This is a genomic window from Rodentibacter heidelbergensis, from assembly GCF_002000125.1.
GTDB lineage: Bacteria > Pseudomonadota > Gammaproteobacteria > Enterobacterales > Pasteurellaceae > Rodentibacter > Rodentibacter heidelbergensis.
This window is the reverse complement of the sequence record NZ_MLHH01000026.1, coordinates 17907-36470: the sequence shown is the minus strand read 5'-3', so window position 1 is coordinate 36470 and position 18564 is coordinate 17907. Positions and strand designations below refer to the sequence as shown.

The window sequence follows — 18564 nt, the reverse complement described above, 5'->3', positions numbered from 1 at the left end:
TGGGTAATCCAACGGTATAGTGTACGTTCTTTGAGATGAAATTGTTTGCGTGTCAGCGACTGATTTTTATTATGTTGGAGATAAAATTCGAGCACTTGCTGTTTGAAAAGTTGGTTATATTTAGTCATAAAAAATCTGCACCCTTGTGAGTTGGAAGATTAGTCCAACTTTTGGGGTGCAGATCAATTTTCCTGCTTTTCTTTTTTCTCTTTTATTGTTTTATTTCAGGCTATTTGGAAAGTTGTTCAATAAGATTAGAAAGCCCTTCCTCATCGTAACCTTCCTCATATTGGGCATCTTCTTCGGTAAAGTTATGCAAGCGGTGGCCTGCGGTACAACCATATGCTTCGAGTTTTGCTTTGGTGAAATTGGTTCTAAATTGCGAGCTACTGTTGTTTAAACTAATCACACCAATGGTCGCATTGCGGCAAGGGTGCTTATTGATAAAAACTAAGTTGTAGCCGGATTCACGGATATAACCGGTTTTATTAATTGCCGCATCAAACACCTCTTCTCGAACCAATTTATTGGTATTTTTCACAAAGACACTGCGTCTGCTTGTTTGAATATAAGTGCTTGGCATATTAGAGAAGGTTTTAATTTGGGGTTTATTCATTGAATATTTCGCCAATTTCACCAAGTCCATAGCACTTGAAATATTGCTATCCGATAAGCCGGAGCTGTCAGCAAAACGGGTAGAACGCATTCCTAATTGTTTGGCTTTTTCATTCATTTTCTGAATAAATTGGAGACGGCTCATTCCGGCAGAACGTGCAAGGGCATGAGCCGCTTGGTTATCCGAATGAACGAGCATGGCTTTGAGTAATTCATGGCAAGAAATCGGGGTGTATTTCGGTAATTTGGTATGTGTCCCTTTAATGTAATCATCGTCATCATCGGTAATAGAGGCGGTACAACGAGGATTGGTATTATTCTCCAAAAACACATTCGCCGTCATCAATTTAGTGACAGAGGCAATGGGTTGCACATGATTAGGTGAGCGACTTTCTAGCACTTTATCGTGAGTAAAATCGTAAACTACATAGGATTGTGCCAAGGCGAATGTGGGCAGAAAACAGAAAATGGAAACAAGTTTTTTTAACATAGCAGACACCGAAAAATAAAACAGGCGCGTATTCTACCGCACTTTTTTATAAAGTAATGGTTATTTTTGCGATCTCATTCGTAAAAAGTGCGGTCAAAAACCGCTTGGTTTTTTGAAATTTGCTAGCTTATCCCCCTGCAAATCGGTAAAATCGCTGCCTATTTTATATCAGGCTTTGTTGCGGTGGGTTACCGCAATTTTTATTGCCATAATGTGTAACAACGAGGCTTTCATGTTAGAACAAACGAAAAAAATTAATTTAATGGATTTAACACGCAAACAGATGCGTGAATTTTTTCAAGAACTGGGCGAAAAACCTTTCCGAGCAGATCAATTGGTGAAATGGATCTATCATTTTGGCGAAGATAACTTCGACAATATGACGAATATTAATAAGAAGTTGCGAGAAAAACTAAAATCCGTGGCTGAAATTAAAGCGCCGGAGGTGGCTGTTGAGCAACGTTCTGCTGATGGTACTATTAAATGGGCAATGCAAGTGGGGGAGCAGCAAGTAGAAACCGTGTATATCCCCGAGGCAGATCGTGCCACCCTTTGTGTGTCTTCTCAGGTGGGTTGTGCGTTAGCCTGTACTTTTTGTTCTACGGCGCAACAGGGCTTTAACCGTAATTTGACGGTGTCTGAAATTATCGGGCAAGTATGGCGAGCGTCAAAAATTCTTGGTAATTTCGGAGTGACCGGTGTTCGCCCTATTACCAATGTGGTGATGATGGGCATGGGGGAGCCGCTATTAAATGTTGCCAATGTGGTGCCGGCAATGGAAATTATGTTAGATGATTTTGCTTACGGTTTATCTAAACGCCGAGTGACCCTTTCTACCTCAGGGGTCGTGCCGGCATTGGATAATTTGAGCAAAATGATTGATGTGGCATTAGCCATTTCTCTGCATGCCCCAAATGATGCATTGCGTGATGAAATTGTCCCTATCAATAAAAAATACAATATTAAGATGCTGATTGATTCCGTTAATCGCTACCTTAGCGTATCCAATGCCAACCATGGCAAAGTGACGATTGAATATGTCATGCTGGATCATGTTAATGATGGGGTGGAACACGCTCACCAACTTGCAGAGATATTGAAAAACACCCCTTGTAAAATTAATTTAATTCCCTGGAACCCGTTCCCTCAAGCTCCTTATGCGAAAAGTTCCAATAGTCGTATTGATCGTTTTCAAAAAACACTGATGGAATATGGTTTTACGGTGATTGTACGCAAAACCCGTGGCGATGATATTGATGCGGCCTGCGGGCAACTTGCCGGTGAAGTGATTGACCGAACAAAACGTACGGCAATGAAACGCCAATTTGGGCAAAATATTGGGATAACTCAAGTCAATTAACGCTTAATAATTGGAGGAAAAATGAAATTTTTGTCTATACCGATCCTAAGTGCGGTCATTTTTCCTCTTGTTTTTTCGGCTTGTGTTTCTCATCCGCCTTCTTCCAATTTTGATCAGCAACAGGCCGCAAAAGCCCGTGTTGAGCTGGCACTGGGTTATTTACAGCAGAATAATTTTCCTCTCGCTAAACAAAACCTGGATAAAGCCTTAACCCATGATCCCCATTATTATTTGGTGTATTCTGCCATGGCACATTTTTACCAATTACAAGGGGAAGTGGAGGCGGCTCGAAAAGCTTATCTTCAAGGGATAAAATTAGATGATAAACAAGGAGATACTCATAATAATTTGGGTACGTTTTTATGTGCCCAAGGCGAATTCCAACAAGCTTATGAAGAATTTGAACGTGCCTTGCATTCCCCCCATTATTATCGCCAAGCCGATACCTATGAAAATATGGCGCTTTGTGCAAAGGCTTCCAATCAAATGTCTATTTACCAACAAGCGTTAGATAAGTTGCGACAGCTTGATAGGGAGCGGGCGGAAAAACTGAATCAAATCAAATAAAACATTGCCAAATTACGCTTTCGACTTTAAAATTCAGCGTCTAACTCTATTTTATAAACGAATAAATGTATGAATACACAAGCTGAAAAAATAGAAACGAAAGCTGAACAATTCATCTCTGTGGGCGAGCAATTTCGCCAAGCCCGTGAAGCGTTAAATCTTTCTCTTGAAGATGTTTCCAAACAAATTACATTGCGTCCGGCAATATTAAAACAAATCGAAAATAATGAATTTATCCAAAAAAATGTCCCTGCAATTTTTATGAAAGGCTATGTGCGTAGCTATGGGAAGTTTTTGCGTTTGCCTGAAAACCTTTGGGCTGATCTTTCTTTTGGTGATGATGAGAAAAATGATTTAGATAAAAATGCACGGGCTACCCGCTCGGTGAATCAATATGCATCTCATAGCCGTTGGGTGGGTTATTTAACTGCATTAGTGCTACTCATTGCATTAAGTATGACGGGATTATGGTGGTGGCAGAGTTATCAGCAATCGAATGAAGAACGTGATACGCTGGTGCAAAATTATGTTTCAAATACAGAAGCTACTGAATCGGCAACCAATGTGGCTCAGCCTGTGGAAATTTCAACAACCCAACCTAATCCCTCTGCAATACTCTCAGCAAGTTCGGCTGAAATGGCTTCTAATAATGAAACGACGACAGAACCTACCAATATAGGCTCAACCGACACAGCATTATCGCTTCCTGTTCAACAAAATGATCAGCCTTTACCTAAATCCATCACTTCTGCCGAGAATGAAGTGGCGATCCCTGATACGCAAAGTGCGGTTGAAAATCCAACCATTTCTCCCGCTCCACCTTCTGCCCAAGGGGATTTAATTGTGGAAGTGTTAAAAAACAGTAGTTGGTTGAGTGTGAAAGATCAGCATCGAAAAGTCCTTGTGCAAAAAGAATATAAAGAAGGTGAAGTGCTTACCTTTAACGGTAATGAGTTTTCTTTAATCGTGGGAGCGCCTGCGAATGTACGCATTACCTACAAAGGTGAAAATTACCCATTAAAAGTAGATGGACGTGTGGCAAAATTCAAACTTTCACAACCTAAGGAATAATCATGTCTGCTTTTCAACCGACAATTAAGCGTCGTGAATCGACCAAAATTTATGTAGGCAATGTCCCAATTGGTGGTGATGCGCCCATCGCAGTACAGTCTATGACCAATACACGCACCACCGATGTGGAGGCAACGGTGGCGCAGATTAAATCCCTCGAGCGTGTAGGGGCAGATATTGTGCGGGTTTCTGTGCCAACAATGGAAGCTGCGGAAGCCTTTAAGATGATTAAACAGCAAGTGAATGTGCCCCTGGTGGCAGATATTCATTTTGATTATCGTATTGCCTTAAAAGTGGCGGAATATGGGGTGGATTGCTTACGGATTAATCCCGGTAATATTGGTCGTGAAGATCGTATCCGTGCCGTTGTTGATTGTGCCCGTGATAAAAATATTCCTATCCGTATTGGGGTGAATGCCGGTTCTTTAGAAAGAGATTTGCAAGAGAAATACGGTGAACCTACACCAGAAGCCTTGTTGGAATCGGCATTACGTCATGTTGAAATTTTAGATCGTCTTAACTTTGATCAATTTAAAGTGAGCGTGAAAGCCTCTGATGTTTTTTTAGCCGTAGAGGCCTATCGTTTACTGGCAAAGGCCATTAAACAGCCTCTTCATTTAGGGATTACCGAGGCCGGTGGGGCGAGAGCCGGTGCGGTGAAATCAGCGATCGGTTTAGGTATGCTACTGGCTGAGGGCATTGGCGATACGCTGAGAGTGTCCCTTGCGGCAGATCCTGTGGAAGAAATTAAAGTGGGGTTTGATATTCTCAAATCCTTACGCATTCGTTCCCGTGGTATTAATTTCATTGCTTGCCCGACTTGTTCCCGTCAAGAATTTGATGTGATCGGCACGGTGAATGCGTTGGAGCAACGGCTTGAAGATATTATTACACCAATGGATGTATCCATTATTGGCTGTGTAGTAAATGGGCCGGGCGAGGCATTGGTTTCCGATCTCGGGGTGACCGGCGGTAACAAAAAAAGCGGTTACTATGTGGACGGTGAACGCCAAAAAGAGCGTTTTGATAACGAAGACATTATTAATCAATTAGAAGCAAAAATCCGAGCGAAAGTCGCATTACAGGACCCGAAAAATCGTATTATTTAAGGAAAACTCGTGGCAAAAACAATTCAAGCAATTCGTGGAATGAACGATTGTTCTCCAACAGAATCGCCATTATGGCAATGGGTAGAAACGCAGGTGCGTGAAGTATTAAATAGCTATGGCTATTCGGAAGTGCGTATGCCGATTGTGGAAAGCACCCCATTATTTGCTCGTGCTATTGGTGAAGTAACCGATGTGGTCTCAAAAGAAATGTATACGTTTTGGGATAATGATGAGCAACTGACTTTACGCCCGGAAGGCACAGCAGGCTGTGTGCGTGCAGCGATTGAGCATGGCTGGATCTATAATAATGAACAACGTTTATGGTATATGGGGCCGATGTTCCGCCATGAGCGTCCACAAAAAGGGCGTTATCGCCAATTTCATCAAGCAGGTGTGGAAGTGTTTGGTATTGCCAATCCGGAAATTGATGCGGAATTAATTGTTCTAACCGCCCGTCTTTGGAAGAAATTAGGCATCGATCAACATGTTTCTCTTCAACTTAACTCCATTGGTTCATTAGAAGCGAGAGCTAATTATCGTTCTGCCTTGGTCGCTTTCTTAGAACAACACCAAGCATTAATGAGTGAAGAAGAAAAGGAACGCTTAATTAAAAACCCGCTTCGTATTTTGGATACGAAAAATCAAGCATTACAACAGGTATTAGATGATGCGCCGAAATTGCTTGATTATTTAGATGACGAAAGCCGTGAGCATTTTGCTCAATTGTGTGCTTTGCTGGATTCTGTCGGTATTGCGTATGAGATTAACCCGAAACTGGTGCGAGGGTTAGATTACTATAATAAGACCGTATTTGAATGGGTCACCTCTGCATTGGGTGCACAAGGCACGGTATGCGGTGGGGGGCGTTATGACGGCTTAGTGGAACAATTAGGGGGACATGCTGCCCCGGGTGTTGGGTTTGCGATGGGGTTAGAACGCTTGGTTTTACTCGTCCAAGAAGTCAATGCTTCAATTCCGCTGAAAAGTGCGGTGGATATTTACCTTGTTTATCAAGGTGAAGGCACGGCTTTAGCGGCGTTTCAGTTAGCGGAAAAAATCCGCTCCGCTTTACCGCACTTAGGGACAATGCTACATTGTTCGGGAGGCAACTTTAAAAAGCAATTCCGACGTGCAGATAAGTCCGGTGCAACCTTAGCCTTAGTGATTGGTGAAAGCGAAATGCTTAATAACCAAGTGGTCGTGAAACATTTACAGGGTGGAGTTGAACAGCAAACCCTTGATATCGAAAAAGTCATTGATTATATTCAATCTCAATTTTAGTTGATAAAGGAAAAGAATATGGCGTATTCCATTGAAGAAGAACAAGAGATTAACCAGTTAAAGGAATGGTGGAAAGAAAACGGTAAAAGCATTATTGTGGCTTTTATTTTAGGTGTAGGTGGCGTGTTGGGCTGGCGTTATTGGCAATCTCATCAAGCTAATCAAATTGTTGAGGCTTCAGCAGGCTATGAGGCATTGGTTTATGCTGTTGAACAAGATCCTGCTACGCAAAAAGCAAAATTAACGGATTTTGTTCAAGCGAACAGTAAAACCAGCTATGCCGTCTTTGCTTTATTTGATGAAGCAAAAAATGCCGTTGAGAAACAAGATTTCGCCTCTGCCGAAGCCGCATTACAGCAGGCCTTAACACAATCTCAAGACGATATTCTCACATCACTTGCCGCATTGCGTTTAAGTGCGGTGCAATTTCAATTAGGCAAGTTAGACTCGGCATTATCCAATCTTAATCAAGTAAAAAGTAGCAGTTTTGCTGCACGAAAAGCGCTTTTAACCGGTGATATTCAGCTTGCAAAAGGGGATAGTCAGGCCGCTAAAATCAGTTTTGAACAAGCACTTCAACTGGGCAGTCCATTAGAACAACAGGCTGCACAAATGAAGCTGAATAATCTTTAATCGGAAACGCTCGTAAGAGCGTTTTATTTTATATGCGATCTCTCTTTCCACTTCCTCCACCACTGCTTTGCTTTTTTGTTGGAGTAGTAATGTATTTGTTACCCTCAATGGGACAATATCCCACATTTCCTTATCTTATTGGCGGTTTCATTTTATTGTCTGTTTGTATTGGGATGCTCAGCCTTTGGCAATTTCATCAACATAAAACTACTGTTGATCCTCAGCGATTGGATAAAAGCACCCATCTGGTGACCTCCGGTATTTTTAGGGTAAGCCGTAACCCAATGTATTTGAGTTTGTTACTGCTCTTAATGGCTTGGGCATTGTATTTAGGACATTTCTTGGCTTGGAGTGGCGTGGTGGCATTTATCTTTTTAATGAACCGTTTTCAAATTGCTCGGGAAGAAATTTATTTGGAAAGAAAGTTTGGTGAGGCTTATCGTCAATATCAAGCGAAAGTGAGGCGTTGGCTGTAAAAATGCGGTCAATTCTGACCGCACTTTTGTTCTGCTATCTTGTTATTTTGCACATTGGCAATCCGTCTTTTTTTCAAAACGTTCTGCCACATAATCCCAGTTCACGACATTCCAAAATTCTTTAATGTAATCAGGACGGCGGTTTTGGAATTTTAGGTAATAGGCATGTTCCCAAACATCTAAACCTAATAGTGGGAAGCCCTCACAACCTGCCACCTCTTTACCCATTAATGGGTTATCTTGGTTTGCTGTTGAAACGACGGCTAATTTACCTTCAGCGGTTAACACCAACCACGCCCAGCCTGAACCAAAACGGGTCGCCGCTGCTTTTTCAAATTCCGCTTGGAAAGCTTCAACAGAGCCAAAATCACGAACGATCGCCTCTTTTAATGCACCTTGTAAGATTGTGCCTTTTTTCAAGGATTTCCAAAATAGACTATGGTTTGCATGACCACCGGCATTGTTGCGTAATACACCGCGTTTTTCGGCCGGAAGTTTATCAAGATGCGCAATTAATTGACCCGGACACATTTCAACAAATTCAGCGGCTAAGCCTTCTAATGCTGCATTGGCATTATTGACATAAGCTTGGTGGTGCTTGCTGTGGTGGATTTCCATGGTTTGGGCATCGAAATGCGGTTCTAATGCGTTATAAGCGTAGCCTAATTCAGGTAAGGTGTAAGCCATAATTCGTTCCTTCTATAGAATAAAGTGGTGATTTCAATCATTTTGGTTGGGGTGATAAAACCCTCACCAAAAATTGCTCGAATAGTAGCAGAAAATTTGATTTAGATCATTAAATGTTTTCTTTTAGTGAAATTGTCCTTTTTGATAAATCTTGTTTTAAATCAATAAAACCTATGATCTACTTCTAAAGAGTTAGCTTTTTTAACCCTTAGAAATCTCGTCAAATGTTTACCTTATGATAGAATATCGGCAATTTTATTTGGTGGTTTTTTTATTATGTTTGATGCTCATAGCTTATCCATAAAAAATCTCGCTTGCCAGCGTGGTGAGAGGGTGCTTTTCCGTGCCTTATCACAAGAATTTAAAAGCGGTGATTTTGTTCAGGTGGAAGGGCATAACGGCATTGGGAAAACCAGTTTATTAAGAATTTTAGCCGGCCTTGCACAACCCTTGGAGGGGGAGGTGTATTGGGATGGTGAACCCATCACCAAACAACGGGAAATGTATCACCAGCATTTGCTCTACTTAGGGCATCTTTCCGGTGTAAAACCGGAATTAACCGCTTGGGAAAATTTACAATTTTATCAGCGTATTAGTCAGGCAACTGCCGGTGAGGAAGCGCTTTGGGCGGTGCTGGAAAAAGTGGGATTAGTCGGGCGTGAGGACTTACCTGCGGCACAACTTTCTGCCGGTCAACAGCGACGTATTGCTTTAGCCCGTTTATGGCTTTCCCGATCTGCCCTCTGGATTTTGGATGAGCCGTTCACGGCGATTGATAAAAAAGGCGTGGAAATTTTGACCGCACTTTTTGATGAGCATACCCAACAAGGTGGCATTGTATTATTAACCAGCCATCAAGATGTGCCGAGCCACCATTTGAAAAAACTTAATTTAGCCAACTATAAAGCGGAATAAACGGATGATTTTTTGGGAAATCGTAAAGCGTGAATTACAAATTGCCATGCGTAAGCGGGCGGAGATTTTAAATCCGCTGTGGTTTTTTTTAATTGTGATTACCTTGTTTCCCCTTGTGATAGGGCCTGATCCCGTATTACTTTCCCGTATTGCACCGGGCATTGCTTGGGTTGCAGCCTTGCTTTCTGCACTCCTTTCTTTCGAACGTTTATTTCGTGATGATTTCATTGACGGTTCACTTGAACAATTAATGCTGACAACACAAGCGCCTGTTCTCACTGCCTTAGCCAAAGTATTATCCCATTGGCTGTTAACCGGTTTACCCCTTATTTTGCTTTCACCCATTGCTGCCTTATTGCTTTCTCTTGAGGTTCATCTTTGGTGGGCATTGGTGCTGACACTGCTTCTTGGTACGCCCGTGCTGAGTTGTATTGGGGCGATTGGTGTGGCGCTGACAGTGGGGTTGCGTAAAGGTGGGGTATTGCTAAGTTTAATTGTTGTGCCTTTATTTATTCCGGTACTTATTTTTGCCTCTTCCGTGTTAGAGGCGGCGGGATTAAACGTGCCTTATGGCGGACAATTGGCAATTTTGGGCGCAATGATGACAGGGGCGATCACCTTATCGCCTTTTGCAGTGGTTGCGGCATTACGGATTAGTTTAGATAATTAGCTCAAAGAGCGGTTGTTTTTTTCTCTTTTTTTGAAGGATTTTTTTATGTGGAAGTGGTTACATCCCTATGCGAAAGCGGAAACGCAATATCACCTTTGTGGAAAATTAAGCCCGATATTTGCGGTGTTAAGTTTTCTCTTATTGACGGTTGGTATCCTTTGGGGGCTGGCTTATGCACCGGCGGATTATCAACAAGGCAATAGTTTTCGTATTATGTATGTGCATGTTCCCACTGCCATTTGGTCTATGGGCGTTTATGGCTCTATGGCAGTGGCGGCGGTTGTGGCATTGGTGTGGCAAATCAAACAAGCGCATTTAGCGATGATTGCCATGGCACCCATTGGTGCATTGTTTACTTTCCTCGCCCTTGTTACCGGGGCAATTTGGGGAAAACCCATGTGGGGAACTTGGTGGGTATGGGATGCCCGTTTAACTGCTGAGCTGATTTTATTTTTCCTCTATCTTGGTATTTTGGCGCTCTATTCTGCTTTTTCCGACCGAGCTATTGGGGCAAAGGCTTCGGGAATTTTGTGTATCACCACTGTGGTGATTTTGCCGATTATCCATTTTTCGGTGGAATGGTGGAACACCCTTCACCAAGGGGCAAGTATTACGAAATTTGAAAAACCGTCTATTGCGACCCCTATGTTAATTCCACTGATTTTATGTATCTTTGGCTTTTTAGCCTTATACATTTGGTTAACTCTGGTTCGCTATCGGGTGGAATTACTCAAAGAAGAGGCAAAACGCCCTTGGGTCAAAGCGTTAGCGGAAAAAATGTAATCATGTGCAAGCTTGGCGTTGTACATGTGGAATTGAAAAGCGATGATAAAAAGAGGCAGGAATAGCAATGTTTTTTCAAACTTGGAGTGATTTTTTCAATATGGGCGGCTACGGTTTTTATGTGTGGCTCTCTTATGGGATCAGTTTTATCGCTATTGTGGCGTTAATTATACAAAGTATTAAACAACGAAAAAGCGTATTACGAAATGTTCAACGTGAAACACAACGTGAGGCACGCTTAAAACAAGTCAATAAAGGAAACTTATTATGAACCCAAGACGTAAATCTCGACTTAAAATCATAACTTTTGTGGTACTTGGCATCGCTATTGCCAGTGGGTTAATGTTGTATGCATTACGCCAAAATATTGATTTGTTTTATACCCCTTCTGAAGTACTTCAAGGAAAAGAGAATAATCCAAACCAAAAACCGGAAGTGGGACAACGTATCCGAGTGGGGGGAATGGTGGTTGAAGGCACGGTGGAGCGTGATCCGAAAAGCCTAAAAGTACGCTTTGACTTAAATGATATTGGCCCTGCAATTACAGTGGAATATGAAGGGATTTTGCCGGATTTATTCCGTGAAGGGCAGGGTATTGTGGCACAAGGTGTGTTGACTGAACCCACTGTATTAACGGCAACAGAAGTATTGGCAAAACACGATGAAAACTATGTGCCGCCTGAATTGGGTGAAAAAATGCAAAAAGTGCATCAGCCAATGGGGGTTAATGCTTCCGATCTAAAAGGCGAAAGCGCTCGTGATCATCAAGAAAAACAAGAAGGCGGGAAATGATTGCTGAAATAGGAAATTATGCGCTTGCCCTAAGCCTTGGGGTGTCGCTTATGTTGGCTATTTTCCCTTTATGGGGAGCAGAAAAAGGCAATGTGCGATTAATGGCATTGGCTCGTCCAATGACCTACGGGTTATTTGCCGGTCTAACGATTGCCTTTGTTGCGTTATTTTACTTATTTGCCGTCAATGATTTTACTGTGCAATATGTGGTGAATAATTCTAATAGTACGCTGCCCATTTATTATCGACTTTCTGCCGTTTGGGGATCGCACGAAGGTTCACTATTGCTTTGGATTTGGCTTTTAACTCTATGGTCTGCCGCAGTGGCATTATTCAGTAAACATTTGCCTCAAGAGGCAGTAGCCCGTGTATTGGGGATTATGGGAATCATTAGTGTAGGCTTTGTGTTGTTTGTGTTGTTCACTTCCAATCCCTTTACTCGAACCTTTCCTGATTTCCCGGTAGATGGTAAAGAATTAAATCCGATGTTGCAGGATATTGGGTTAATTTTTCATCCTCCATTGCTTTATATGGGCTATGTGGGCTTTTCTGTCGCCTTTGCCTTTGCGATTGCTTCACTGATGACAGGTAAACTGGATTCTGCTTGGGCTCGTTGGTCACGACCTTGGACGATGGCAGCTTGGGTATTTTTAACGCTCGGGATTGTATTGGGTTCTTGGTGGGCTTATTACGAACTTGGCTGGGGAGGCTGGTGGTTTTGGGATCCCGTTGAAAATTCCTCTTTTATGCCTTGGTTAGCCGGTACGGCGTTAATTCACTCCCTTGCGGTGACCGAAAAACGGGGGGCGTTTAAAGCTTGGACGGTATTGCTCGCGATTTTGGCATTTTCCCTTTGTTTGCTTGGCACATTTTTAGTGCGTTCAGGAATTTTGGTATCCGTTCACGCCTTTGCCTCTGACCCGACCCGTGGGCTTTATATTTTGGCTTATTTGGTGGTGGTGATTGGGGGCTCTTTGGCGCTTTATGCTTATAAGGGTAACCAAATTCGCTCTCGAGATAATGCAGAGCGATATTCCCGTGAAACCCTGTTGTTGTTAAATAATATCCTTTTAATGACCGCACTTTGTGTGGTGTTTTTAGGCACATTACTGCCGCTTGTGCATAAACAACTTGGCTTAGGCACGATTTCTATTGGTGCACCGTTTTTTGATCAAATGTTTTTGGTGATAATGACGCCATTTGCTCTCTTATTAGGAATTGGCCCCCTTGTAAAATGGCGTAGGGATCAATTTTCGGCAATCCGCACCCCTGTGATTATCAGCCTGATTGTGATGGCGATTGCTGGCTTTGCTTTGCCTTATCTGTTGCAAGATAAGATCACCGTAAGCGCCGTGCTGGGGGCGATGATGACGGTTATCATCGTATTGTTGGCGCTTTATGAACTGCAACAACGAGCCACCCATCGAGAACGCTTTTTTGTCGGTATTCGTAAACTTTCCCGTTCTCATTGGGGAATGGTATTAGCACATTTAGGCGTGGCGATGACAGTATGGGGCATTGCCTTTAGCCAAAATTTCAGTGTAGAACGTGATGTTCGTATGACCGTGGGGGATTCGGCGCAAATTGGGCATTATGATTTCAAATTTGTCGGGGTAAGTGATGCCAATGGCCCAAATTATATTGGGGGAAAAGCACAAATTGACATTACCAAAGACGGTAAACCGGAAGGCACCTTATTTGCTGAAAAACGCTTTTATACTGTAAGCCGAATGTCCATGACGGAGGCGGCCATTAATGGCGGATTAACACGGGATCTCTATGTGGCGTTAGGTGAAAAATTGGATGATCATTCTTGGGCGCTGCGTTTATATTACAAGCCTTTTATCCGTTGGATTTGGATCGGCGGACTATTTATGGCATTAGGCGGATTATTGTGTATGTTTGATCGCCGTTATCGGTTTGGTTTATTACTGAAAAAATAATCATTGAGTGCAGGTTGTACTCATTAAAAGTGCGGTAGAAAATGAAAAAGAAATTATTTATTCCTCTTGTTCTCTTTTTAATTGTGGCAGTGGCCTTTTTAGTGCAATTGAATCGCAATGCACAAGGTGAGGATATTAAAGCCTTAGAATCGGCTTTAGTTGGAAAACCGGTTCCGGAGAAGGCGCTAACAGATCTTTTTGACAACAAAACTTACGATAAGACATTGTTTCAACAGGGCAAGCCCTTGTTGTTAAATGTGTGGGCGACTTGGTGTCCGACCTGTTATGCCGAACATCAATTTTTAAATAAACTCGCTCAACAGGGCGTAATCATTATTGGTTTGGATTATAAAGATGAATCTTCCAAGGCGATAAAATGGCTGAAAGATTTGGGCAATCCTTATCAGGTGGTATTGAAAGATGAAAAAGGATCTTTCGGTTTAGATTTAGGGGTATATGGTGCACCGGAAACCTTTATTGTGGATGGTAAAGGTATTATTCATTACCGTTTAGCGGGAGATGTGAATGAAAAAGTCTGGACAGAAACCTTAAAGCCGATTTATGACAAACTCTCGGAGCAACAATAATGAAAAAACGGGTGTTTAGCATGTTGGAAATGATGATTGATGGCTTTGTTAATGTTGTCAGAAGCAAGGTTCAAAAAACGCTGTTTTTTTTGACCGCACTTTTGTTCAGTAGCTTGGCATTTTCGGCGATTGATGCGTTAAATTTTAGTTCAACGGCACAAGAAACAGATTACCATCAACTCACCCAATCCTTGCGTTGTCCTCAATGTCAAAATAATAACATTGCCGATTCCAATGCAAGCATTGCGGTAGATATGCGTACAAAAGTGTTTGATTTGCTCAAAGAGGGGAAATCGAAAGAAGAGATTGTGGACTACATGGTGGCACGCTATGGCCACTTTGTTACCTATGATCCACCGATGACGAAAAGCACCTTAATTTTATGGATAGCCCCTTTACTCTCGGTGTTATTTGGTCTTTTCTTCTTGTTAAAACGCAAACCGAAAGCCCAATTTGTGAAAGCCTCTGAGCCGGGTTTAACGGAAGAAGAAAATACCCGTTTGACAGAATTACTAAAACAAAAGGATAACTAAATGAATTTGTTAGTAAGCTTCCTTCTGCTGACATTGGTTGTGGCATTGATTTGTTTTTATCCTTTGTTACGCCAATTTAAAGTAAGAGATGGACAGAATCGTGATGAACTCAATAAAGCCTTGTATTTTTCACGCCTGCAAGAAATTGAGCAAGATAATGCACAGGGATTGGTGGAAAATTTAGGTGTGCTCAAACAAGAATTACAAAAAAATTTATTGGATGATGTGCCTCATCAAGAAGAAAAAAGCAAAGAAGAAGCAACATCTTACGGGAAAATTTGGTTTGCATGCGGCCTTTTAGCAATGGGGATTGTTGCCGGTACCAGCTATTTTATGGTGGGTTCTTGGCAGGCAGAATCTATGCTCACGCAAACTTATGAAAAATTGCCTTATTTTTATGAGCGCATAAAAGAAGAAAATACCCATCCGCTTTCTGATGAGGAAATGCAACAATTTTCTACCGCACTTCGTATTGATTTACAAAACAATCCAACCGATGCGAAAAAATGGTGGTTACTGGGACAAATCGGAATGAATTTGGGCAATGCCCGTTTAGCCTTTGATAGCTATCAGAAAGCCAATCAGCTTGAGCCGGAAAATGTGCAATATAAATTAGGTTATGCACGGGTATTAATGTTTTCTGATGATGCCACCGATAAACTCAAAGGGGGCGATTTATTGCGTGAGGTCATTCGTCAGGATCATAGCAATATTGAAGCCCTCAGTTTGCTGGCATTTCGTTATTTTGAAACGGAAGATTATAAAATGGCAGCGGTGACGTGGGCGATGATGCTACGCTTAATGCCAAAAGATGATGAACGTATCCCATTGATTGAAAAAAGTATTCGGGCAGCACGAGATGCTTTAGAAAGCCAGCAGGAAGAAAAATCAAAAAGCATTACACCGAATAAAAATTAGTCAGTCTTTAAATTGACACCCTAAGTATTATCTATAAAGGAAAGAGAAATCGAAATCAGTGGAGGGGGAATTTTTCCAAGTTGATGAATTAACCCAAATAAAGTAAACTTGCCCAAAATATGCCGATATGATTTATCGGTATAACTTATTGAGTATTACAGATGATGAAGGGAAGCCATATGTATCATCGTAAACAATTAAAAGATTATTTTTTATCTCTTTCGATTTTGTTGTTTTCTTCTCTTTCCGCTCATGTTAGTGCCGAGAGGGTAGCCGATGAAACGGATGGGCGTATCCATTCTAATGTGGTGCGTTATGTGGAAATGACGGAGCAGCGCACTTTAGCACCGGATACCTCAACGCAAGATGCGAAAGATTTGGGAAACAGCATTGAGTTTGAGGTTTATACGGTGAATGAAGAATCGGCCTCACGCAGTGTTTATTTATCTGCAGCCGGTATTTGTAGAGGGTTTGACGGCGATTACGGGGTGGATTTTACCAATTTTACCAATCACTATATCAACCAAGGCGATGACAGCCAATATTATGGTGGCATTACCGGTGCATCAATTTATCGGGAACGTGGTTCGGATAATATGCAATATGTCCCGGTTTATGCAATTAAAAATCCGCAATTGGAGCAGGAAATTCGTCAACGGGAAATGACGAAGACAAAAGATATCGTTAAGGATAACGTTTATAGTGGAAAAGAACTTTTAGATAAAACAATTTGTAAACCGGGTAAAAAATGAAAAAATTATTTATCACACTGCCGGCCTTCTTTTTGATGGCTTGTAGCGCTCAGCAACCCACCTCACAAGATAGTGGTATTTATGATATGAAAACGGTACAAGAATATCAGGCACAGGTTGCTTCAGGAAGAACCGTTAGCGCAGCGCAAAAAGCAAGGGTCGCCAATGAAATGGATGATCCAATCAAAATGAATGCCAGCGATAGCGTTCAAAAAGTGAAATATCAACGGGCGCCGGTTGCCATCGTCCCTAGCGTGGGTTTTGGTTATTATCGGGGATATCATCACCACCATTGGTAATATAATTGATGAAGAAATGCTCATCTTTTGATGAGCATTTTTTATAGGGAAAGCCTGCTATGTCATTTAAAGTGCGGTCAATTTTTATTTCATTTTATCCTGGGTTGATTTAATCCCTTCCCTAATTTTGCTACACTACGGCAACATAAGAGGGAATGATTCATATTATGGCTAAGGTAATTGATGTTTTTGCTGAAAATGGCGCATTAACACAACAGATTAAAGATTTTCGTCCACGAGCAGCACAATTGGAAATGGCTATTGCGGTGGAAGGGGCTTTAGCAGAGAAAACATCATTAGTGGTAGATGCCGGAACCGGTACCGGTAAAACCTTTGCTTATCTTGCTCCTGCCTTGCTTTCCGGTAAAAAAACGATCATTTCAACAGGGTCTAAAAATTTACAGGATCAACTGTTTAAACGAGACCTGCCAACCATCAAGCAAGCCCTTAATTACACCGGCAAAACCGCCTTATTGAAAGGTCGGGCAAATTATTTATGTTTAGAGCGTTTAGAACAGCTTATTGCACAAGGCGTGTTAGGCGATAAATCCGTATTGGCAGATTTATTTAAAGTGCGTCAATGGAACACCTCAACGCAAACCGGCGATTTATCGGAATGTCCCGATCTTGCAGAAGACAGCCCGATTTTATCTCAATTAACCAGTACGGCAGAAAGTTGTTTAGGAACAGATTGCCCGAATTATGGGGATTGCTATGTGGCGCTTGCCCGTAAAAAGGCATTGCAAGCCGATGTGGTGGTGGTGAATCATCATTTATTTTTTGCGGATATGGCGGTAAAAGAAACGGGTTTTGGTGAGCTTATTCCACAGGCGGAAAATATTATTTTTGATGAAGCTCACCAATTGCCGGATATTGCAAGCCAATATTTTGGACAATCGGTCAGTTCCCGCCAATTTTTTGACCTTTGTAAAGATATCCATATTGTCTATCGCACAGAATTAAAAGATCTGAAACAGCTTGGCAATGCTGCAGACAACCTACAAAAAATCGTACAGGATTTTCGCCTGTTATTGGGCGAGGGAAACCAACGTGGAAATTGGCGTGAAATATTCAGACAACCGGCGGTAGAAAAAGCCTATCAAATTTTGGTTGAAAAATTGGCTTTTTTAACTGAAGTGATGAAATTAGCATTAGGTCGCTCGCAAAATTTGGATCACCTTTTTGAACGGGCAGAAAACCTGAAAGCCCATTTACAACGGTTACTTGAAACGGAACGTACCGGTTATTGCTACTGGTATGAAACCTTTGCCCGCCAGTTTGCTTTGCATATCACGCCTTTGACGGTTGCGGATAAATTTGGTGAGCAATTAAAAGCCAAACAAGCGGCTTGGATCTTTACTTCCGCCACCTTAGAAGTGGGCGGGAAATTTGATTATTTTTGTCATCGGCTTGGTATCGAAAATGCCCAACAACTGATTTTGCAAAGCCCCTTTAATTATGCGGATCAAGCGCTGCTTTGCGTGCCCCGCTATTTGCCCCCTACCAATCGTGCGAATACACAAGCAGAATTGGGAAAGATGCTGTTGCCTGTGATCGAAGCCAACCAAGGACGTTGTTTTGTGCTTTGCACCTCTTATTCGATGATGCGAAGTCTTGCGGAGTATTTTCGTGAACAGAGCCAACTCTCTGTTTTATTACAGGGAGAAAGCTCAAAAACCGCCCTTTTATCACAATTTATCAACGAAGAACACAGCGTATTGGTGGCAACATCCAGCTTTTGGGAAGGGGTTGATGTGCGTGGCGATGCGTTATCCCTTGTGATTATTGATAAACTGCCTTTTACCTCGCCCGATGAACCGCTATTAAAAGCCCGTATTGAGGATTGCCGTTTGCAAGGTGGGGAGCCTTTCAATGATATCCAAATTCCGGAAGCGGTGATTACCTTAAAACAAGGGGTAGGGCGATTAATTCGGGATGTTAGCGATCGAGGTGTGGTGATGATTTGTGATAATCGCTTAGTGATGCGTCCTTATGGACAAATTTTTTTACAAAGTCTGCCACAAGCAAAGCGGACAAGAGATTTAACGAAAGTGATTGAATTTTTAAAAACAATTTAATGGAA

22 protein-coding genes are annotated in these 18564 nt (G+C 42.0%); 19 read left to right on the top strand and 3 right to left on the bottom strand.

Features of this window, described 5'->3' with window-relative positions:
* Together BKK48_RS09975 and BKK48_RS09195 are read right to left on the bottom strand one after the other, a co-directional pair.
* The coding region (locus BKK48_RS09975; protein ID WP_143538856.1) for a helix-turn-helix domain-containing protein at window positions 1-128 on the bottom strand (128 nt) is incomplete at its 3' end.
* A 101-nt stretch (window positions 129-229) separates the two neighbouring features.
* Window positions 230-1105 carry a D-alanyl-D-alanine carboxypeptidase family protein gene (locus BKK48_RS09195; protein WP_077428082.1) on the bottom strand — a complete coding sequence of 292 codons (876 nt, stop codon included), beginning with the start codon at window positions 1103-1105 and terminating at the stop codon, window positions 230-232.
* A 211-nt stretch (window positions 1106-1316) separates the two neighbouring features.
* Here BKK48_RS09195 and rlmN point away from each other — a divergent pair, with 211 nt between their 5' ends.
* The 7 genes from rlmN (at window position 1317) to BKK48_RS09160 (ending at window position 7602) form a co-directional block, all read left to right on the top strand.
* Window positions 1317-2465: a dual-specificity RNA methyltransferase RlmN gene (gene rlmN / locus BKK48_RS09190; RefSeq protein ID WP_077428080.1), complete on the top strand. Its 1149-nt coding sequence runs from the start codon at window positions 1317-1319 to the stop codon at window positions 2463-2465.
* A gap of 21 nt (window positions 2466-2486) precedes the next feature.
* Window positions 2487-3032, top strand: a complete 546-nt coding sequence (pilW, locus tag BKK48_RS09185) for a type IV pilus biogenesis/stability protein PilW (protein WP_077428078.1) — start codon at window positions 2487-2489, stop codon at window positions 3030-3032.
* Window positions 3033-3101: 69 nt separating this feature from the next.
* Window positions 3102-4103: a RodZ domain-containing protein gene (locus BKK48_RS09180; RefSeq protein WP_077428076.1), complete on the top strand. Its 1002-nt coding sequence runs from the start codon at window positions 3102-3104 to the stop codon at window positions 4101-4103.
* 2 nt (window positions 4104-4105) lie between these two features.
* Window positions 4106-5212 (top strand): flavodoxin-dependent (E)-4-hydroxy-3-methylbut-2-enyl-diphosphate synthase, encoded by a 1107-nt coding sequence (gene ispG / locus BKK48_RS09175; protein WP_077428074.1) that lies wholly within the window; start codon window positions 4106-4108, stop codon window positions 5210-5212.
* A gap of 9 nt (window positions 5213-5221) precedes the next feature.
* Window positions 5222-6493, top strand: coding sequence for a histidine--tRNA ligase (gene hisS / locus BKK48_RS09170; RefSeq protein WP_077428072.1), 1272 nt, complete (start codon window positions 5222-5224; stop codon window positions 6491-6493).
* Window positions 6494-6511: 18 nt separating this feature from the next.
* Window positions 6512-7126 (top strand): YfgM family protein, encoded by a 615-nt coding sequence (locus BKK48_RS09165; protein ID WP_077428070.1) that lies wholly within the window; start codon window positions 6512-6514, stop codon window positions 7124-7126.
* Between the two features lie 89 nt (window positions 7127-7215).
* Window positions 7216-7602 carry a methyltransferase family protein gene (locus BKK48_RS09160; RefSeq protein WP_077428068.1) on the top strand — a complete coding sequence of 129 codons (387 nt, stop codon included), beginning with the start codon at window positions 7216-7218 and terminating at the stop codon, window positions 7600-7602.
* Between the two features lie 42 nt (window positions 7603-7644).
* Here BKK48_RS09160 and sodA read toward each other — a convergent pair whose 3' ends face one another.
* Window positions 7645-8289, bottom strand: coding sequence for a superoxide dismutase [Mn] (gene sodA / locus BKK48_RS09155; RefSeq protein WP_077428059.1), 645 nt, complete (start codon window positions 8287-8289; stop codon window positions 7645-7647).
* A 276-nt stretch (window positions 8290-8565) separates the two neighbouring features.
* On the opposite strand from sodA, the gene ccmA reads away from it, so the two are divergent.
* The 12 genes from ccmA (at window position 8566) to yoaA (ending at window position 18559) form a co-directional block, all read left to right on the top strand.
* Window positions 8566-9204: a cytochrome c biogenesis heme-transporting ATPase CcmA gene (ccmA, locus tag BKK48_RS09150; RefSeq protein WP_077428057.1), complete on the top strand. Its 639-nt coding sequence runs from the start codon at window positions 8566-8568 to the stop codon at window positions 9202-9204.
* A gap of 4 nt (window positions 9205-9208) precedes the next feature.
* On the top strand, window positions 9209-9874 hold the full coding sequence (gene ccmB, locus BKK48_RS09145) for a heme exporter protein CcmB (RefSeq protein WP_077428055.1): 666 nt from the start codon (window positions 9209-9211) through the stop codon (window positions 9872-9874).
* 45 nt (window positions 9875-9919) lie between these two features.
* Entirely contained in the window at window positions 9920-10657 is a 738-nt protein-coding gene (locus tag BKK48_RS09140; RefSeq protein ID WP_077428053.1) for a heme ABC transporter permease, read from the top strand.
* Window positions 10658-10724: 67 nt separating this feature from the next.
* Window positions 10725-10928: a heme exporter protein CcmD gene (ccmD, locus tag BKK48_RS09135; protein WP_077428051.1), complete on the top strand. Its 204-nt coding sequence runs from the start codon at window positions 10725-10727 to the stop codon at window positions 10926-10928.
* On the top strand, window positions 10925-11449 hold the full coding sequence (ccmE, locus tag BKK48_RS09130; protein ID WP_077428049.1) for a cytochrome c maturation protein CcmE: 525 nt from the start codon (window positions 10925-10927) through the stop codon (window positions 11447-11449). The genes ccmD and ccmE overlap by 4 nt, the downstream gene beginning before the upstream one ends.
* The gene (locus BKK48_RS09125) at window positions 11446-13392 is read left to right on the top strand and encodes a heme lyase CcmF/NrfE family subunit (protein ID WP_077428047.1); all 1947 of its coding nucleotides are present in this window, start codon (window positions 11446-11448) and stop codon (window positions 13390-13392) included. Before ccmE ends, BKK48_RS09125 begins: the two co-directional genes overlap by 4 nt.
* Window positions 13393-13433: 41 nt before the next feature.
* On the top strand, window positions 13434-13979 hold the full coding sequence (locus BKK48_RS09120) for a DsbE family thiol:disulfide interchange protein (protein WP_077428045.1): 546 nt from the start codon (window positions 13434-13436) through the stop codon (window positions 13977-13979).
* A 32-nt stretch (window positions 13980-14011) separates the two neighbouring features.
* Window positions 14012-14512, top strand: coding sequence for a cytochrome c-type biogenesis protein (locus BKK48_RS09115; RefSeq protein ID WP_143538858.1), 501 nt, complete (start codon window positions 14012-14014; stop codon window positions 14510-14512).
* Window positions 14513-15430, top strand: coding sequence for a c-type cytochrome biogenesis protein CcmI (gene ccmI / locus BKK48_RS09110; RefSeq protein ID WP_077428041.1), 918 nt, complete (start codon window positions 14513-14515; stop codon window positions 15428-15430). It begins immediately after the preceding gene.
* 179 nt (window positions 15431-15609) lie between these two features.
* On the top strand, window positions 15610-16182 hold the full coding sequence (locus BKK48_RS09105; RefSeq protein ID WP_077428039.1) for a DUF8095 domain-containing protein: 573 nt from the start codon (window positions 15610-15612) through the stop codon (window positions 16180-16182).
* Complete coding sequence (locus BKK48_RS09100; RefSeq protein WP_077428037.1) at window positions 16179-16481, top strand: hypothetical protein; 303 nt, start codon at window positions 16179-16181, stop codon at window positions 16479-16481. Before BKK48_RS09105 ends, BKK48_RS09100 begins: the two co-directional genes overlap by 4 nt.
* 167 nt (window positions 16482-16648) lie before the next feature.
* Complete coding sequence (yoaA, locus tag BKK48_RS09095; RefSeq protein ID WP_077428086.1) at window positions 16649-18559, top strand: DNA repair helicase YoaA; 1911 nt, start codon at window positions 16649-16651, stop codon at window positions 18557-18559.
* Window positions 18560-18564 lie beyond the last annotated feature (5 nt).

Bases quoted from the DNA above. Each gene is read 5' to 3' on its own strand.
- BKK48_RS09105 (WP_077428039.1), top strand. From the start codon at position 15,610: ATGTATCATCGTAAACAATTAAAAGATTATTTTTTATCTCTTTCGATT.
- BKK48_RS09120 (WP_077428045.1), top strand. From the start codon at position 13,434: ATGAAAAAGAAATTATTTATTCCTCTTGTTCTCTTTTTAATTGTGGCA.
- BKK48_RS09125 (WP_077428047.1), top strand. From the start codon at position 11,446: ATGATTGCTGAAATAGGAAATTATGCGCTTGCCCTAAGCCTTGGGGTG.
- BKK48_RS09100 (WP_077428037.1), top strand. From the start codon at position 16,179: ATGAAAAAATTATTTATCACACTGCCGGCCTTCTTTTTGATGGCTTGT.
- ccmB (WP_077428055.1), top strand. From the start codon at position 9,209: ATGATTTTTTGGGAAATCGTAAAGCGTGAATTACAAATTGCCATGCGT.
- BKK48_RS09195 (WP_077428082.1), bottom strand. From the start codon at position 1,105: ATGTTAAAAAAACTTGTTTCCATTTTCTGTTTTCTGCCCACATTCGCC.
- sodA (WP_077428059.1), bottom strand. From the start codon at position 8,289: ATGGCTTACACCTTACCTGAATTAGGCTACGCTTATAACGCATTAGAA.
- yoaA (WP_077428086.1), top strand. From the start codon at position 16,649: ATGGCTAAGGTAATTGATGTTTTTGCTGAAAATGGCGCATTAACACAA.
- BKK48_RS09115 (WP_143538858.1), top strand. From the start codon at position 14,012: ATGATTGATGGCTTTGTTAATGTTGTCAGAAGCAAGGTTCAAAAAACG.
- BKK48_RS09160 (WP_077428068.1), top strand. From the start codon at position 7,216: ATGTATTTGTTACCCTCAATGGGACAATATCCCACATTTCCTTATCTT.
- pilW (WP_077428078.1), top strand. From the start codon at position 2,487: ATGAAATTTTTGTCTATACCGATCCTAAGTGCGGTCATTTTTCCTCTT.
- BKK48_RS09165 (WP_077428070.1), top strand. From the start codon at position 6,512: ATGGCGTATTCCATTGAAGAAGAACAAGAGATTAACCAGTTAAAGGAA.
- ccmD (WP_077428051.1), top strand. From the start codon at position 10,725: ATGTTTTTTCAAACTTGGAGTGATTTTTTCAATATGGGCGGCTACGGT.
- ispG (WP_077428074.1), top strand. From the start codon at position 4,106: ATGTCTGCTTTTCAACCGACAATTAAGCGTCGTGAATCGACCAAAATT.
- rlmN (WP_077428080.1), top strand. From the start codon at position 1,317: ATGTGTAACAACGAGGCTTTCATGTTAGAACAAACGAAAAAAATTAAT.
- ccmI (WP_077428041.1), top strand. From the start codon at position 14,513: ATGAATTTGTTAGTAAGCTTCCTTCTGCTGACATTGGTTGTGGCATTG.
- ccmE (WP_077428049.1), top strand. From the start codon at position 10,925: ATGAACCCAAGACGTAAATCTCGACTTAAAATCATAACTTTTGTGGTA.
- BKK48_RS09140 (WP_077428053.1), top strand. From the start codon at position 9,920: ATGTGGAAGTGGTTACATCCCTATGCGAAAGCGGAAACGCAATATCAC.
- BKK48_RS09180 (WP_077428076.1), top strand. From the start codon at position 3,102: ATGAATACACAAGCTGAAAAAATAGAAACGAAAGCTGAACAATTCATC.
- ccmA (WP_077428057.1), top strand. From the start codon at position 8,566: ATGTTTGATGCTCATAGCTTATCCATAAAAAATCTCGCTTGCCAGCGT.